The organism is Rhodococcus sp. IEGM 1302 (assembly GCF_030056935.1).
Taxonomy (GTDB): domain Bacteria; phylum Actinomycetota; class Actinomycetes; order Mycobacteriales; family Mycobacteriaceae; genus Rhodococcus_F; species Rhodococcus_F qingshengii.
Genome location: NZ_JASHKY010000015.1, coordinates 83,294 through 99,467 on the forward strand (window position 1 = coordinate 83,294; position 16,174 = coordinate 99,467).

At 60.6% G+C, this 16,174-nt stretch carries 12 protein-coding genes; 7 read left to right on the top strand and 5 right to left on the bottom strand.

Annotated elements, in window-relative coordinates; genetic code table 11:
* Window positions 1-18 precede the first annotated feature (18 nt).
* Together QM609_RS19900 and QM609_RS19905 are read left to right on the top strand one after the other, a co-directional pair.
* Entirely contained in the window at window positions 19-1,518 is a 1,500-nt protein-coding gene (locus tag QM609_RS19900) for an aldehyde dehydrogenase family protein (protein ID WP_019744236.1), read from the top strand.
* Window positions 1,519-1,563: 45 nt separating this feature from the next.
* Entirely contained in the window at window positions 1,564-2,676 is a 1,113-nt protein-coding gene (locus QM609_RS19905) for an NDMA-dependent alcohol dehydrogenase (protein WP_003942086.1), read from the top strand.
* A 55-nt stretch (window positions 2,677-2,731) separates the two neighbouring features.
* Here QM609_RS19905 and QM609_RS19910 read toward each other — a convergent pair whose 3' ends face one another.
* On the bottom strand, window positions 2,732-4,180 hold the full coding sequence (locus QM609_RS19910; protein ID WP_050656079.1) for a zinc-binding metallopeptidase family protein: 1,449 nt from the start codon (window positions 4,178-4,180) through the stop codon (window positions 2,732-2,734).
* A gap of 223 nt (window positions 4,181-4,403) precedes the next feature.
* On the opposite strand from QM609_RS19910, the gene QM609_RS19915 reads away from it, so the two are divergent.
* The 3 genes from QM609_RS19915 to QM609_RS19925 all read left to right on the top strand — a co-directional run bounded on the left by QM609_RS19915 (window position 4,404) and on the right by QM609_RS19925 (window position 9,634).
* A complete protein-coding gene (locus QM609_RS19915) occupies window positions 4,404-6,650 on the top strand; it encodes an MMPL family transporter (RefSeq protein ID WP_047268953.1) in 2,247 nt (748 codons plus the stop codon).
* Window positions 6,651-6,833: 183 nt separating this feature from the next.
* On the top strand, window positions 6,834-8,273 hold the full coding sequence (locus QM609_RS19920; RefSeq protein ID WP_050656080.1) for a hypothetical protein: 1,440 nt from the start codon (window positions 6,834-6,836) through the stop codon (window positions 8,271-8,273).
* A complete protein-coding gene (locus tag QM609_RS19925) occupies window positions 8,270-9,634 on the top strand; it encodes an outer membrane protein assembly factor BamB family protein (protein ID WP_050656081.1) in 1,365 nt (454 codons plus the stop codon). The genes QM609_RS19920 and QM609_RS19925 overlap by 4 nt, the downstream gene beginning before the upstream one ends.
* A gap of 45 nt (window positions 9,635-9,679) precedes the next feature.
* Here the strand turns inward: QM609_RS19925 and QM609_RS19930 are convergent, their stop codons facing one another.
* Window positions 9,680-10,534 carry a glycosyltransferase family 2 protein gene (locus tag QM609_RS19930; protein ID WP_233405670.1) on the bottom strand — a complete coding sequence of 285 codons (855 nt, stop codon included), beginning with the start codon at window positions 10,532-10,534 and terminating at the stop codon, window positions 9,680-9,682.
* A gap of 549 nt (window positions 10,535-11,083) precedes the next feature.
* A complete protein-coding gene (dctA, locus tag QM609_RS19935; protein ID WP_037129867.1) occupies window positions 11,084-12,481 on the bottom strand; it encodes a C4-dicarboxylate transporter DctA in 1,398 nt (465 codons plus the stop codon).
* A 188-nt stretch (window positions 12,482-12,669) separates the two neighbouring features.
* Here dctA and QM609_RS19940 point away from each other — a divergent pair, with 188 nt between their 5' ends.
* The gene (locus QM609_RS19940) at window positions 12,670-12,930 is read left to right on the top strand and encodes a GlsB/YeaQ/YmgE family stress response membrane protein (RefSeq protein WP_003942027.1); all 261 of its coding nucleotides are present in this window, start codon (window positions 12,670-12,672) and stop codon (window positions 12,928-12,930) included.
* 158 nt (window positions 12,931-13,088) lie between these two features.
* Here the strand turns inward: QM609_RS19940 and QM609_RS19945 are convergent, their stop codons facing one another.
* Both QM609_RS19945 and QM609_RS19950 read right to left on the bottom strand, forming a co-directional pair.
* Window positions 13,089-13,835 (bottom strand): GTP pyrophosphokinase, encoded by a 747-nt coding sequence (locus QM609_RS19945; protein WP_024487832.1) that lies wholly within the window; start codon window positions 13,833-13,835, stop codon window positions 13,089-13,091.
* A 48-nt stretch (window positions 13,836-13,883) separates the two neighbouring features.
* A complete protein-coding gene (locus QM609_RS19950; RefSeq protein ID WP_003941968.1) occupies window positions 13,884-14,483 on the bottom strand; it encodes an SACE_7040 family transcriptional regulator in 600 nt (199 codons plus the stop codon).
* 98 nt (window positions 14,484-14,581) lie between these two features.
* Here QM609_RS19950 and QM609_RS19955 point away from each other — a divergent pair, with 98 nt between their 5' ends.
* Window positions 14,582-16,171: a carboxyl transferase domain-containing protein gene (locus QM609_RS19955; RefSeq protein ID WP_042453308.1), complete on the top strand. Its 1,590-nt coding sequence runs from the start codon at window positions 14,582-14,584 to the stop codon at window positions 16,169-16,171.
* Window positions 16,172-16,174 lie beyond the last annotated feature (3 nt).

Genomic DNA, 16,174 nt, shown 5'->3' on the forward strand with positions numbered 1-16,174 from the left:
ACTTCAGGGGAGTTTCCGATGACGGCAGTAGCCGAACACACCATCAGTTCCGCGGTACAGGGTTTCCTGAACGGACCGAAGAAGCTCTACATCGGCGGCGAATTCGTCGACGCCGCTTCGGGTCAGACCTTCGCGACGTACAACCCGGCTGACGGACAGAAGCTCGCAGACGTGGCACACGGTCAGGCCGAAGACATCGACCGCGCGGTACGTGCCGCTCGAACGGCTTTCGAGGACGGCCCCTGGTCACGTATGAAGGCAAACGAGCGCGAGCGGATGATCTGGCGCGTCGGCGACATTCTCAGTGCTCGTGCCGAGGAATTCGGTCAGCTCGAAGCTCTCGACAACGGCAAGTCCGTTGCCATCGCCACTGCCGTCGACGTGGCTTGGGCCGCAGACGTTTTCCGCTACTACGCGGGTTGGGCCACCAAGATCGAAGGCAGCACTGTCAACGTGTCGATGCCCTTCTCTCCGGGCGGCGAGTTCCACGCCTACACCCTGCGTGAGGCAATCGGCGTCTGTGGACTGATCGTGCCGTGGAACTTCCCGCTGCTGATGTCGTCGTGGAAGCTCGCCCCCGCGCTCGCCGCCGGCAACACGGTGATCCTCAAGCCCGCTGAGCAGACCCCGCTCACCGCACTGCTTCTCGCGGAGGTCTTCGAAGAAGCAGGCTTCCCGCCCGGCGTCGTCAACATCGTTCCCGGCTTCGGCGATGCAGGTGCTGCTCTGTCCGGCCACGACGACGTGGACAAGGTTGCGTTCACCGGTTCCACCGAGGTGGGTAAGAAGATCGTCGACGCCGCCAAGGGCAATCTGAAGAAGGTTACGCTCGAGCTCGGTGGCAAGAGCCCCAATATCGTGTTCGCCGACGCCGATTTCGATTCCGCGGTGGAGGGTTCGCTCAACGCGTGGCTGTTCAACCACGGACAGTGCTGCGTTGCGGGTACTCGTCTGTACGTCGAGGACACCATCTTCGAGAAGTTCACCGAGGCCGTCGCGCACGCAGCGAGCCAGGTCAAGATCGGACCCGGCCTCGATCCCACCACCCAGCTCGGACCGCTGGTCTCGCAGGAGCAGTTCGACAAGGTGACCGGCTACCTGCGTGAGGGAATCGCCGACGGAGCACGTGCACTGACGGGCGGCAACCGCTGGGGCGATCAGGGCTACTTCGTCGAGCCGACCGTCTTCGTTGACGTCAAGCCCGAATTCTCCATCGTTCAGGAGGAGATCTTCGGACCCGTCGTGGCGGCGCTGCCGTTCAACGCGGACGACGGACCGATCACTGCCGCAAACGATTCCATCTACGGCTTGGCCGCCGGCATCTGGACCCGGGACATTTCCAAGGCTCACCGCACGGCGAAGCGCTTGAAGGCCGGCTCGGTGTGGATCAACCAGTACAACGGCTTCGACACTGCAATGCCCTTCGGTGGATACAAGCAGTCCGGCTGGGGCCGCGAGCTCGGCGCTTCGGCTATCGATCTCTACACCCAGACGAAGGCCGTCAACATCGCTCTCTGACCGACCCCATCGCTCATTCTCGTCCGACAATCAAGGAGATCACCAGTGAAGACCAAAGCTGCTGTACTGCTCGAGCCCGGAAAGCCTTTCGAGATCATGGAACTCGACCTCGACGGCCCGGGTGTGGGTGAGGTACTGATCAAGTACACCGCTGCCGGACTGTGCCATTCGGATCTGCACCTGACCGACGGTGATCTCCCGCCGCGTTACCCGATCGTCGGCGGACACGAAGGCTCGGGCATCATCGAAGAGGTCGGCCCAGGCGTCACGAAGGTCAAGCCGGGCGACCATGTCGTGTGTAGCTTCATCCCCAACTGCGGCACCTGTCGCTACTGCTCGACCGGTCGCCAGAACCTCTGCGACATGGGTGCCACCATCCTCGAAGGCTCGATGCCCGACGGTTCCTTCCGTTTCCACGGCAACGGAATGGATTTCGGCGGAATGTGCATGTTGGGAACGTTCTCCGAGCGCGCCACCATTTCTCAGCACTCGGTAGTCAAGATCGACGATTGGCTTCCCTTGGAGACGGCAGTGGTCGTCGGCTGCGGCGTGCCGTCGGGTTGGGGAACGGCCGTCAACGCAGGCAACCTCCGCGCCGGTGACACCGCGGTGATCTACGGCATTGGTGGCCTCGGCATCAATGCCGTTCAGGGTGCGGTTTCGGCCGGCTGCAAGTACGTCGTTGTGGTCGATCCGGTTGCTCTCAAGCGTGAGACCGCACTGAAGTTCGGTGCTACGCATGCCTTTGCAGACGCCGAGAGCGCCGCTGCCAAGGTCAACGAGCTGACGTGGGGACAGGGTGCCGACGCGGCGCTCATCCTTGTCGGCACCGTCGACGAGGACGTGGTCAGTGCAGCGACGGCAGTGATCGGCAAGGGTGGCACCGTGGTGATCACGGGACTCGCCGACCCCGCCAAGCTGACCGTTCACGTGTCGGGTACTGACCTGACGCTGAATCAGAAGACGATCAAGGGCACGCTGTTCGGGTCCATGAATCCGCAGTACGACATCGTGCGACTGCTGCGTCTCTACGATGCCGGTCAGCTCAAGCTCGACGAACTGATCACCAACACCTACAGCCTCGAAGACGTCAACAAGGGCTACCAGGATCTACGTGACGGCAAGAACATCCGTGGCGTGATCATTCACGACAAGTAACCCCAAGTGCTGTGCGCCATTATTAACCGCCCGCGGTTAATAAAGGCGCACAGCACTATTTCTTGGCTTTCGACAAAATCTGCATCAACTGAAGTAGCGCCGAGAACTTCGCGAACACCGAGCGCGAGACCACCGGACCGAAAGCCGCGGTGTCGGTTGCGTCGAAGGCGTCGAGCAGATCGCGGAAACTTTCGACCTGTTTGACCATCGCGTCGAGATCGACGTGCGTGACTGTGTCGGCGTCACGCAGAGCGAGCAGGTACTGCGGCGCCGTCACCAAGGCGACCGCCGGTATCTTCCGCTCGAACAACGGTTCACCCTCACCGAAATGAATGACCGGTCCTGGCGCCACGATTCGGCGATCGCCTGCCCCGATGTCGCGCCACAGCGGTGCAACGATGTCGTGTACTTCCCGACTCGTCGCGTAGAGCAGTTCCGGTTCCGGAGTGGTCTCCAACGAATAGCTGCCGATCGAGGTGTTCTCGGTATCGCCCAGTGCGCCGAGGTGTTCGATTGCGATCCCCGCTACTGCGCGCGCCTGACCGTCTTCGCCCTTCCACATCTCGGGGTGTGCTTCGAGCCAGGTGGACGTTGCCTGTCCGTGCTTGGACACCGCTGGAATGCGAAGGTGGCCGGTCGTCAGCACAAAAACGTACGACCGTCGATGCGGCTGCGCGACGGCGTGCCGCGCCAAGGCCAACATTCCCAGATGCCCGTTCTCCTCGACGCCGTTGGTTCCGTCGCTGTGAGTGATGAGCAGAATCGTCTCTTCCGGTGATGTCCCCGGGGATACCGCCCACACCGTGTCGGTCCGGGTGTCCGGATGCAGAGTTGCATCCAGAACCAGAGTGGCCCGCTGGCCCGAACGAGCTGCAGCGACAACCTTCCTGCCCTCGTCGCCGGCCACCCAGACGGCGGGGATGTCGTGATATGGCTGCGTGAACGGAAGATATTGTCCCAGTGCGTTGTCCGGAGCGATGTCACGCCACACCGCGATCACGCCGAGGACACCGGCCTTGCGGGCCTTGTCGAGCTTCGGGCCCAGAAGTGTTGCGGAGAGAACCGGATTTCGAAGTGTCTCGTCGGTGGCGATCGGGCCCCACTCGCTGACGAGTAGCTTGCGGGGGAGATCGATGTGCGGGACCTCGATCACTGCGATCGCGCCCTTGGCCGCCGACCACTTGGGGCGTCGCGCGCTGACGTAGACCAGGGGAGCGGAGATTCCCTGTGGCCCGGTCAATCCGGAGTAGGGGAATGCGGACGAAACTCTGATCGGTCCCGTCGGCAATTCGATGCGAAGTCCGTCAGGTGTCGCCGGCAGATCCCAGCGTTCGAAAGTGTGTGAATCACGCCGGACGTCGAGGCCCAGTTCGGTCAGTTCGTTCGCGACTTCTTCCACCACCTCGTGGTGTGCAGGAGAGCCCGTCAATCGTGGGCCCAGCGCGTCGAGTCGCTGTTGGCCGGCAAGGAGGAGATCGCGATCGACGGCCTGGCCGTGATTCATGGGATTGCCTTTCGTACTACGTGGCGTCTGCTCTGGCGAGGCGCCTGCCCGTGTCGTGTCCACGGTACCGAGCGGTCTGAAAACGGGACGAAGGCGCGTCGGATATGCCGTTTTCGCAGATATACCGGGTGCCAACAGGCCGATCGGTCCGTACCGTATGTCCCTGGCACCGAAAGACTCCGTGTTCTTCGGACAGACCAGTCCACGGCGAGAGAGGCCTACGTTGGCTACGTATCTTTACAGGTTGGGGAAGTTTGCTTTCCGCCACAAGTATCTTGTGGTGGCCGCGTGGATTATCGTGATCGCGGTGGTGGGGGGCGCAATCAGCGCCACAAATCCGACGTTCTCCAAAGAATTCAATCTTCCGGGCACTGATTCCCAACGTGCGACCGAGTTGATGAACGAGAACTTTGCAGCGGCAGCAGAGCAACAAACTCAGGCGTCGACCAGCATTCTCATCGCGGCAGACGACGGACTTGCCGCACACAGCGATCAGATCGACCAGTTGATCGCGCAGGCGAAGACGTTGCCGGATATCGTCGATCCCGAGAAGATCGTCAATCCGGTGACCCTCGCGGAGGCAAATCCGGCGGTGGCGTCGGCCGTTCTCGGCGACAACGGCAAGGTCGGGCTGATCCAGCTCAATCAGTCGATTCGTATCGAGGATCAGACACAGGCCAACAAGACGGCGTTCCTCGACTTGATGGCAAAATTCCGCACCGGTGGCCTGCAAGTCGAAGGCACCGGTTCGATGATGCAGGTACAGGCCGCAGGTGGTCTGTCGGAGATGCTCGGCTTCGCGGTGGCGTTCATCGTGATGATCGTGGCGTTCGGCGCGCTCATTGCGGCCTTTATTCCGCTGTTCACCGCAATTCTGGGAATTGCGCTGGCCACTTTGACGGTCACACTCGGTTCGGGCTTCTTCGACATCAACGAAGGCGTCACGGGAATCGTCACGATGATCGGCATCGCAGTCTCGATCGACTACGCGTTGTTCATCGTTTCGCGTTACCGCAGTGAGCTCAATTTGGGCGGAACGAGGGAAGCCGCTGCCGGGCGCGCAGTGGGTACTGCCGGTTCGTCCGTCGTCTTCGCCGGCCTGACGGTTGTGGTCGCGCTGGCAGCCCTGGCGGTGGTCGGGGTTCCGATGATCACCCAGATGGGAATCTCTGCAGCGGTTGCCGTCATCATCGCCGTCCTCGGCGCAATCACGTTGATCCCGGCTGTCCTGGGTATCTTCGGCAGATTCGCGTTCTCGCCTCGTATCCCCGGGCTTCGCCACGGTGACGAGCCCGAGACGATGGAATCCAACGGACATCGCTGGGCCAAGATAGTCACCAAGTACCCGTGGCCGATCGCGGGTGCTGCGCTGGTGCTTCTGGTGATCGCGGCTATTCCGATGACGAAGCTCGAACTCGGACTCTCGTTCACTCAGGACGAAGAGCGGCCGGCACTTGCCCTGCTGCAACGTGGGTTCGGTGAAGGCGTCAATGGCGAATTGTTCGTCGTGCTCGACGCGCCTGACGGCACCGATATCACCGCGATTGCCGAAGGCACTGTCGCGCACATCAAGGGCCTCGACAACGTCGCAACTCCGGATCAGTTGATGTGGGTCGGAAACGGACCCGACGCGGCAAACCCGATGGCGGGCGCCAACTCTGCGCTCATCGCGGTCACCCCGCAGATGTCACCGAGCGGCCCCGAAACTCACGAGCTGATGAATCAGATCCGGGATTACGGATCGACGGTGAAATCGGAAGGCGCAGAACTCGGTGTAGCGGGGCAAACCGCGATCGTAGCCGACATGTCGTCGAAGCTCAGTTCCGCGCTCATCCCGTATCTCATCGTGGTTGTGGGGCTGGCGTTCATCATCATGATGGTCGTCTTCCGCTCGATCCTGGTGCCGCTGACCGCAACTCTCGGATTCCTGTTTTCCGTCTGTGCGACCTTCGGCGCCACGGTGGCCATCTTCCAGGAGGGCGACTTCGGGCTGATCGAGCACACACAACCCATCATCTCGTTCCTGCCGATCTTCATGATCGGTGTGGTCTTCGGGTTGGCGATGGACTATCAAGTGTTCCTCGTGACGCGAATGCGCGAGGAATACGTGCACGGATTGTCGGCCAAGGACGCCATCATCTCCGGCTACACCCATGGTGCTCGCGTGGTCGCGTCGGCGGCCATCATCATGATCTCCGTGTTCGGCGCATTCATGCTGTCCTCGGAGACGACAAGCAAGATGATGGGCTTCGGCCTCGCGGCTGCAGTCTTCTTCGACGCCTTCATCATCCGCATGATCGTGATCCCTGCGGTCATGTCGATTCTCGGTGATTCGGCATGGAAGTTGCCGGCGTGGCTCGACAAGATCCTGCCGAACGTCGACATCGAGGGTGAAGCGATTCGACGGATTCCGATCGAGCAGGATCCGGATTCCGATCCAGACCCGAATCAGGTGCCTGTGAGGGTGTAAGCACTCAGGCAGTCAGAACGGGGTGCCGGTTGCACAGCAACTGGCACCCCGTTCTTCTGTGTTCATACGGAGCCCGCGCGATAGGAAACCATCCGGTTGGTAACAAAAATCGCTGTGATCGCGACAGGACTTCCAGAGGCGACGCGCATCGGGAGCGAGCCGTGACAGTGACTGCGAGGGTACGTGTCGAAGGAGCAAACCGATTCGAAGCGGGCCGAGAAGTGGACCTTCGCGCTGACGGTCGTCTCCCTGATCGCCGGTGGGACAGTGGTTGCCGGGCTGGTAGATCGGTGGAGCAGCTCGCCGTCCGATGACATCTCTGTAGCTGCGTCATCTTCGATCACCATGACGTCTACACCGGACGAGATTCCGGCGGAGGACGTGCCTGAATTCTCGTACGTCACGCCGAGCGCGGTGTACCCGACAACGATTCCGGGTTGTGAAAGCGTCGAAGCGCCGGAGGAGGATTCGTTCTTCTCCTATATTCTCGACGGATCTGATACGTACGACGATCCACGCTTTCCGTGGTTCTCGAGTGCCAAGGCCGCCGCGATGTCGGAAGCGGTCAAGCAGGCGCTCCCGAAAGATGTCGAGCTGAAGTTCGCCAGCCCGGGTAATTCGCTGCAGTTCGGGCCGATCTCTGCACCTTCGAACACAGATGGGCTGCCCGAGGGTTTCTCGCTCGAGGAGTTGGCGTCCACCACTGCGTCCGGGACGCTGATTCGGGACGGGAAGATCGGCGCGCTCAGCCTGATGCTGCACTCGAGTTCTGATCCGATCCCATCGTGTGTTGCGGGGTCGCTCGTCGAACGTCGGGTGCTGGCTGACCAGTCGGTAGTGGATCTGCAGGATACGTGGAGCGAAACCAATGGTGTACGCACCCTTGGTCGGTCGGCGATGTTGTACGGAGTCGACGGGACCCGTATTCAGGCGTATGTCAACGACACTAACAACGACGGAGGTCGGAACGCCGAGAGTTCCGGCGTGGTACCACTGACTCTCGACGACCTTGTAACCCTTGTCGAAATGCCACAGCTGCGAATCACTACTCCAGTTCCCCCGGGTACGGCACCCCTTTCGCCCGGGTGCCACGGGATCCCTCGAGACTCTAGCGACGTGGCTGAACTCGATCGCGCGACGATCGAACGTCTCAACGCGGTACTCGAGATCAGATGGCGCGCTGTATCTCCGGGTTTTCCGATTCTTGATACCGGACCGGGCACTCTGACGGTGGCGGAGAATGACAAGTCCACTGCATGTCAGAGACTTCTCACCCGGACGGGAGACAGCGAGTCGACGCTCAACATGACAATTACCGGCGGACAACCACTCCCTACGGAGCCCAACAAATACGACCCTTCCTACGACGGGCACCCCTTGGAGTTCGTGACGCGACCGGATGGATCCGTGATCGAGCGAGACGAACGGGATTACTCGACCGTACCCATGACAAATGACGGCTCGAAAGCAGAATCGACGCAGGAAACGAGCAGGTCGGTGGTCGTCACCCGACCGAATGGGACCCAAGTCTCGGTTTCGTCGTCGGCTGCGATCCCGAACGTGCCGATGACGTTCGAGCAGTTGGAGTTTCTCGCGACGACCGAAGGCCTGGAGATTCGATGACCACCAGATTCTCCCCGAAATCGCGACTTCGGATCGCGGCCGCCGCAGCCGTAGTCACCGTCACTGCCGCCATCGCCACGGTGGTCACGTCGACGAGTTCCGAACCGACAGCGATCTCGTCGCCGCTATGGAGCGTCGAGGCCTCCGAGATTCTCGGGCGCGAGTTCGCGATCTTCCGGAGCCCACTTGTTGGCACCGAATTCAACATGGACATGGGCGGATTCATCGACGCCGGATCACTCGTGGTCACGATGATCGGTATGCCGGATCGTCAGGCGTATTCGTTGGACGACGCAGAATTGGTCGGATTGGACGCCGAAGATGGCACAGTTCGTTGGCGCACGTCGGCGGTCGACATCGGTGGTTGCTCCGAGACTCTGCTCGGCAGTTCGGTGCTGTGTTTCTCCGGGCCGTACGTATCCGGTGGTTCGTACTCGCTGTTCGACATCGAGACGGGAGAGCGGCGAGACATCAAGACACCGTGGGCACCGATCATCGCGGTTGTCTCGGGTGACACGGTCCTCGCGCTCGAGGGTGATATCGAGAGCAACGACGTTCGCGTGCACAGCGGAACCGTCGACGATCCGGAAGCGAACTGGTCCAAAGCGTTCGACGTCGGTGGATCGTGGGAAGCCGGATACGTCGATCCGGTGATGTCGGTGCACGGCGATCTGGGTGTGATCGCTCTCGACGAGTCTCTGGGATTCGATCTGAAGACGGGCGAACAGCGGTGGGTACACGGTTACTCCACCTGTTCGACCGCGCATACATCGTCGGACGGCGTGACATTGGTGTCGGATGGCGGTTGCGAAGGCAATGGCCGTCCGACAAGTGAGTACGCGCTCGATCAGAACGGGCGCGAGTTCGCCAGGACGGACGAACTGCCCTCGGAGTCCTCGTACTACGGCGGGCGATACAGCCGAGATGATCCCGCGGGAAGATCGACTCCGATCATTCTGGGACACAGCGGATTCGACCGGACTTCCGGCGAGAAATTGTGGTCCAACAGTGAACTCTTCGACACCGCACAGTCGTTGGCGGTGATCGGCAACGTGGTTGCCGTGACCCGTTCCGGTTCCGAACCCGAGGTCCAGTTCGTGGACCTCTTCACCGGTGAGGTCCTGTGGCGATCGAACGCCGAGCGCGCCGGGGAGGTTGTCTGGCACGGCGATGTCGTTATCGACGAGGGAAACGTCTACGGAACGGATGTCCGTACAGGCCAACGTAGTTGGGAGGTTCGGGTGGACCAGGACGGGGACGAAGAGTTCACCCCCTGGGCGATGCCGCGGGAGCTGTGGGCGGGGGAGAAGGTGCTGTTGCGTTCCAGTGAAGACCGCGTCACGGCGTTGAAACTGTCGTGAAATTCGGTGGCTGCGAACCTTCGGTGATTAGCGAAATTCGATGGGTTACTGGTGAACTGGCATGATTCGACCTTTCGACATGCCGAACAAGCGCCTGAACTCCAGGCGCTCCTGCTCGAAGTTGTAGATGCGGTAGACGGGCCACACGAGCGCGTGGAGCATCGAGTCGCCCCAGATGGTCAGTTTGAGGCGCCAATTCATGATGTTGTGAAGGTGCAGAACCGATTCGGATGCTTGGTTGTACTTCAAGTACTCCAACGGAGGGGTTTCGCCGCGTCGGCCGGACGTTTCCGCTCGCATGTCCGCGATCTGTCCGATCGTCATTCCACCCTCCCGAAGGCACAGTGAAAGGTCGATATCTTCGTGGATGTCCGGCCGGTCACTGACTTGCTCGCGGACCGACAACCATGCGCTTTTTCTGATCGCCATGTTCGCTCCGGCGACAGCGAGTACTTGACGTTCGCAATCGAACTTCCCCTGCTTCACCTGCCTGTCCAGTGCGTAGCGGTGGATTCGAGCAAACGGCGATTCGAAGAGGTAGGTGAGTCCGGCAACTGCTGAGTGAGCGGTGCTGCGTTGGAAGAAACCCTTGACCGCATCTGCCCATCCCGGTTGTACCCGTGTGTCCGCGTCGATACGACCGATGATGTTGCCGGTCGAGGCGTCGAAGCCCGCGTTCCGGGCGTGTACGACGCCTTGGCGGGCCTCGAAGACATATCTGACTTTGTCGTACTTCTCGGCGAACTCCTGGATGATCGATGCAGTACCGTCGGTCGAGTTGTTGTCGACAATCAGAATCTCATCGATTTCCGACTCGGTCAGTAGACGCTCGATGCAGCCGGAAACCGCGTTCTCTTCGTTGAATACCGGAACAACCACCGAAAGTCGATTAGTGGACAAGTGTTCAATATCCTGCATGGATGCGGTCACTGTATTCCTTTGCTGGGCAATTGGGTCCAGTCCTTCGCAAAGGTTACGATAGCAATAGGTGACCATTCGGACAATTTGAACCGAGGGCCATATGATCAATCCCGCAACAGCTTATTGCGGGAAACTATCAGCATAAGTGCAGCTGGCACGGCATAAATGCATGCAGAATAAGGCTTTCGGAACTGATTGATTTTTACCCACTCAAGTCTATTCGTCGGTCGAACACCGGACTTTAGTCCTTCTAATTCCGGCAAATATAATGCTGCCCGTTCGCTGAATTGTGAATCGCCACTGCGGCAACCGTCGGGCAATATCTAGATGTAGCAATTTGCTTTTCAGTGAAGTGGAGTCGGTGCAGCGCAAGTGCCATATTTGTAGATTCAACGGACCCTTGACGGCAAGGTTGCCGCCATCTGCAAATATTTGCTTTTGTAGCTGTCGGTCTGGATTTTCCAGTGAAGTCTGCCCCCGCGACTTTTCAGCACCGATTTCCGATGTGCAATCGGTAGCCGGCCCTACCTATCGGGTCAGGATGCCTTCGGTTTCGGGTGCCGGAACGGTTTTCCCCGTGATCGGATCGACTTCCTCGAGCGGTGGAACGTCTTCTCCGTCGAGCACTCGGCGCATGCGCTCCTTGTCGAGCTGCCCCTCCCAATTGGCGACCACGAAGGTTGCGACACAGTTCCCGAGCAGGTTCACCGACACCCGCATCGAGTCCATGATTCGATCCGCGCCCAGTAGGAGTGCGACTGCGGCAACCGGAATTGCGCCGTGACCGATTGCGGCCACGGTGGCGGACAGTGCCAGGAATGACGATCCCGGCACGCCGGCCATTCCCTTTGAGGTGAGCATCAGAACCAGGACGGCAGTGATCTGTTCACCGAGTGTCAGGTCCACGCCGAGTGCCTGCGCCAGAAACAGCATGCAGATCGACAGGTACAGCGTCGCGCCGTCGAGATTGAACGAGTAGCCGGTAGGCACCACCAATCCTGTTGTAGTGCGCGAGCATCCGGCGTTGGTGAGCTTGACCATGATTCGGGGCAGAACTACTTCGGTCGACGCTGTTCCCAAAGCGAGGAAGAGTTCGTCCTTGATGTACTTGACGAATTTCCACAGGTTCACGCCCGCGAAGTACCTGACTATCGCGGCCAGGATGAGGATGAACAGGACGGCGGCGAGATAGCATGCGGCGATCAGCTTTCCGTAACTTCCGAGCGAAGCGATCCCGTACTGACCGACGATGTACGCCATCGCGCCCAAAGCGCCCAACGGCGCCAGTCTCATGATCCAGCCGATGATCGTGAAGAACAGATGGCTCAGACGATCGACGAGTTCGAAGACGATCGGTGGTCCACTCTCACCCGCCTTGGCCAATGCGAGCCCGAACAGTACGGCGAAGAAGAGGACTTGGAGGAGTGCGTTCTCGGCGAAGGCCGAAACTATCGACACCGGAATGATATTGAGCAGGAATTCGACGGTGTGGGGAAGTTCGCCACTTCCGGTCTTGGCTGCCACGGCGTCCGCACCGTTCGCAAGCGTCTCCGGATCGATGTCGAATCCCGCACCCGGCTTCATCAGATTTCCGATGAGCAGCCCGAACAACAGGGCGAAGGTGGTCACGACCTCGAAGTAGATGAGTGCTTTGACGCCGATACGCCCCACGGCCTTCAGATCCCCGACGTGGGCGATCCCGATCACAACGGTGCAGAAGATGATCGGCGCGATCAGCATTTTGATCAGCTTGATGAACCCGTCGGCGAGGGGCTTGAGGTTCGCGCCGAATTCCGGCCACAACCAGCCGATGAGAACACCGATGACGATAGCGGCGATCAATTGCACGAACAGTGATCGGTACCAGGGCGGCTTGTTGGCGAGTCGCGCGAGCTCGCTGTTCGGCAGTTTTACGGAAGTTGGCATGGATGGGAACGGTAGGTCCGCTTGATTGCGAAAAAATAACTCGCGAATGTCGTGGATGTAACGCGTCGAGGTTGCATCTCGGACAACAATTCGGTCAACAAGCGACAGTTGTGTGTGACTGTGGTTATTGTTTCCCTGAGCGGTGATCTTCCGTCCGCGTGCATGCACGACGTGTGAGAGGGGCTGTCATGGGGCAAATTATCGGAACCATCATTTTCGGCGCAGTCATCGGAATCCTGGCTCGTCTCGTACTGCCAGGTAAGCAGCAGTACGGCATGATCGTGACCGTCGTGCTGGGTATCGCCGGAGCGCTTATCGGGTACTGGGTCTGGGGAGCGATCTCGGACAAGGGCGACACGGGTGGAATCGACTGGATCCGCTGGATCATCAGCATCGCCGCGGCGGCCGTGCTCTCGATCGGCTACAGCGCCGTCACGGGCAAGAAATAGCAAGCCGACCCAATTCGAGAAGTGCGCCCTCCCGAAGTTCGGGAGGGCGCACTTCTTTTTGTTTGCCCTAGTTGTCCGACCCCAGTTGTGAGCGAACGGCACTTTCGTCGCCTCAGATGCGCCGAAAGGCGCGTTCGCTCAGGGGAGGGGGACCGAATTCAGAGCGCCCGTCGCTGAAGATGCAGCGCCTCGAGGAACTGCGCCGGCAGATCCTGCTCGAGGATTTCGTCGTCAGGATGCGGTAGCGCTTTGATTTTGGCGAACTCGTCGTTGAGTCGTTCCATCTTGACGTCCAGGCGGTGTGCCGCGGCTGCAGCCTCGGTGAGTTCGTCGAGGAGTTCGACGGGAACCTCGCGGTTGTACTTGTAGTAGATCTTGTGTTCGAGGCTCGCCCAGAAATCCATCGCGATCGTGCGGATCTGAAGTTCGATCGGTACGTGCCTGACGCGGTCACTCATGAAAACCGGGACCTCGACGATCAAGTGCAAGCTCTTGTAGCCGTTGGGTTTCGGATCGGCGATGTAGTCCTCGCGCTCGATCACCCGAAGGTCCGTCTGGCTGGTGAGCATCTCGGCGATTCGGTACGTGTCGGAAATGAAGCTGCAGGTGATACGTACTCCAGCGATGTCGAAGATGTTCTTCGAGATGTCGTCGATCGTCAGCGGGACGTTCAGGCGTTGAGCCTTTCGCAGGATGCTGTCCGGTGACTTGACCCGTGACGTGACGTGTTCGATGGGGCTGTACTGATTGATGTGAGTGAACTCGTCCTTGAGGATGTTCACCTTGGTCATCAGTTCGGAGATTCCGAATTGGTACAACATCATGAAGCGGGAGAACTCGGTCCGCAGTTCGGCGAAATCGGCCCTGCTGACCCCACTGCTGTCTTCCACGTTCGGCACCCTCATCTGTTAGCTGGTGTAACCAGTCTGCCACCGATTGTGCCGTGTCCGGTTTCAGTGGGTGCGCAGTGCGGCGAGCGTCATATCCCGCAGGACTCGACGCGCGCGTGCCGGCGAAGCGGGGTTGGCGCTGTGAGGGGTCGAGTTGATCAGACCGAAGGTGGCATGCGCTTTGATTCGTGCGTCCGCCTGATCGAGTTGGGGATCGAGTTGCTCGAGCACCCCGACCCAGACCTCGACGTACTTGCGCTGCGTCTGGCGTACCTGTCGACGCGCGTCGGCCGGCAGGCTTTCGAGGTCGCGGTCCTGGATGCGGATCAGGTCCGGCTCGCCGAGCGCGAAGTCGAGGTGGAACTCCACCAGTGCGTCGAGAGCAGCGCTCGGTGAGTCCGCTGCCTCCGCTGCCGCAGAGCCGCCTTCGTGCAGGCGCGTGCTGATGCCGACGAGAAGTTCCACGAGGACGGCGTCCTTGTTCGGAAAGTGCCGGTACACGGCCGGGCCGCTGATGCCGACGGCCGCGCCGAGGTCTTCGAGTCGCACACTCACGAATCCGCGTTCGGCGATCAACCGTGCGGCGGCGTCCAAGAGCTGACGTCGACGGTCGGCCTTCATCTGATCGCGTCGCGTCGGAGCTGCTACCTGCTCAGAGGTCATTCTCTCGATCTTTCTTCGCTTGTGTTCTGGACAACTCAGTTAATCATAGTTAATCTAGTTTCAGTTATCGAGCATTAACTCATGGCGAAGGCGGCGGGATGACTCCCAGTGGAATCACGCAAGGATCGGGCTACCGGTCCGATCACACCGTTCTGGTGGACGAACTGAAGAAGAAACTGGCGCAAGCAGCGCTGGGTGGCAACGAGCGCTCTCGCGAGCGTCACGTGAGCAGAGGGAAGTTGCTGCCGCGAGATCGCGTCGACTCGCTGCTCGACCAGGGCAGCCCCTTCCTCGAGCTGTCCCCACTGGCGGCCAACGGCCTGTACGACGACGAGTGCCCGGGCGCCGGCGTCATCACCGGTATCGGCCGTGTGTCGGGTCGCGAGTGCGTCATCGTTGCCAACGACGCGACGGTCAAGGGCGGCACTTACTACCCGATGACGGTGAAGAAGCACCTGCGCGCGCAGGAAGTTGCGCTGCAGAACAACCTTCCCTGCATCTACCTCGTCGACTCCGGCGGCGCCTTCCTGCCGCGCCAGGACGAGGTCTTCCCGGACCGTGAGCACTTCGGCCGGATCTTCTACAACCAGGCGACCATGAGCGCCAAGGGGATTCCCCAGATCGCCGCAGTTCTCGGTTCATGCACCGCGGGAGGCGCCTACGTGCCCGCGATGAGCGACGAAGCAGTGATCGTCCGCAACCAGGGCACCATCTTCCTCGGCGGACCGCCGCTCGTGAAGGCTGCCACCGGTGAGATCGTGACGGCCGAAGAGCTCGGCGGCGGCGACCTGCACTCCAAGGTTTCCGGCGTCACCGATCACTTGGCCGAGGATGACCGCGACGCACTTCGGATCGTGCGCAACATCATTGCCACGCTCGGCCCCCGCTCCGAGCGCCCGTGGGACGTCATCTCCACGGTTCCGCCCGTCGCCGATCAGAGCGAGCTGTACGACGTCGTTCCGACTGATCCCCGTACTCCGTACGACGTGCACGAGGTCATCACCAAGCTCGTTGACGGTGGCGCGTTCCAGGAGTTCAAGGCTGAATACGGCAAGACGCTCGTCACCGGTTTCGCCCACATTGAGGGCCACCCGGTCGGCATCATCGCCAACAACGGCGTGCTCTTCGGCGAATCCGCCATGAAGGGAGCACATTTCATCGAACTGTGCGACAAGCGCAGTGTGCCGCTGCTGTTCCTGCAGAACATCGCAGGCTTCATGGTAGGACGCGACTACGAGGCCGGCGGCATCGCCAAGCATGGCGCCAAGATGGTCACGGCAGTCGCGTGTGCACGGGTCCCCAAGCTGACAGTCGTCATCGGCGGCTCGTACGGCGCCGGCAACTACTCCATGTGTGGACGCGCGTATTCACCTCGCTTCCTGTGGATGTGGCCGAACGCGCGCATCTCGGTCATGGGCGGCGAGCAGGCCGCGTCGGTGCTCTCGACGGTTCGTAGTGACCAGCTCGACAGCGCGGGTAATCCGTGGTCGGCCGAGGACGAAGAATCCTTCAAGGCGCCGATCCGCGAGCAGTACGAGGCTCAGGGCAATCCGTACTACTCCACTGCGCGGCTGTGGGATGACGGTGTCATCGATCCCGCAGATACCAGAACTGTTCTCGGCCTGGCCCTTTCGGTGTGCGCGAACGCGCCGATCGAGCCGGTCTCCTACGGCGTCTTCCGGATGTGAGCG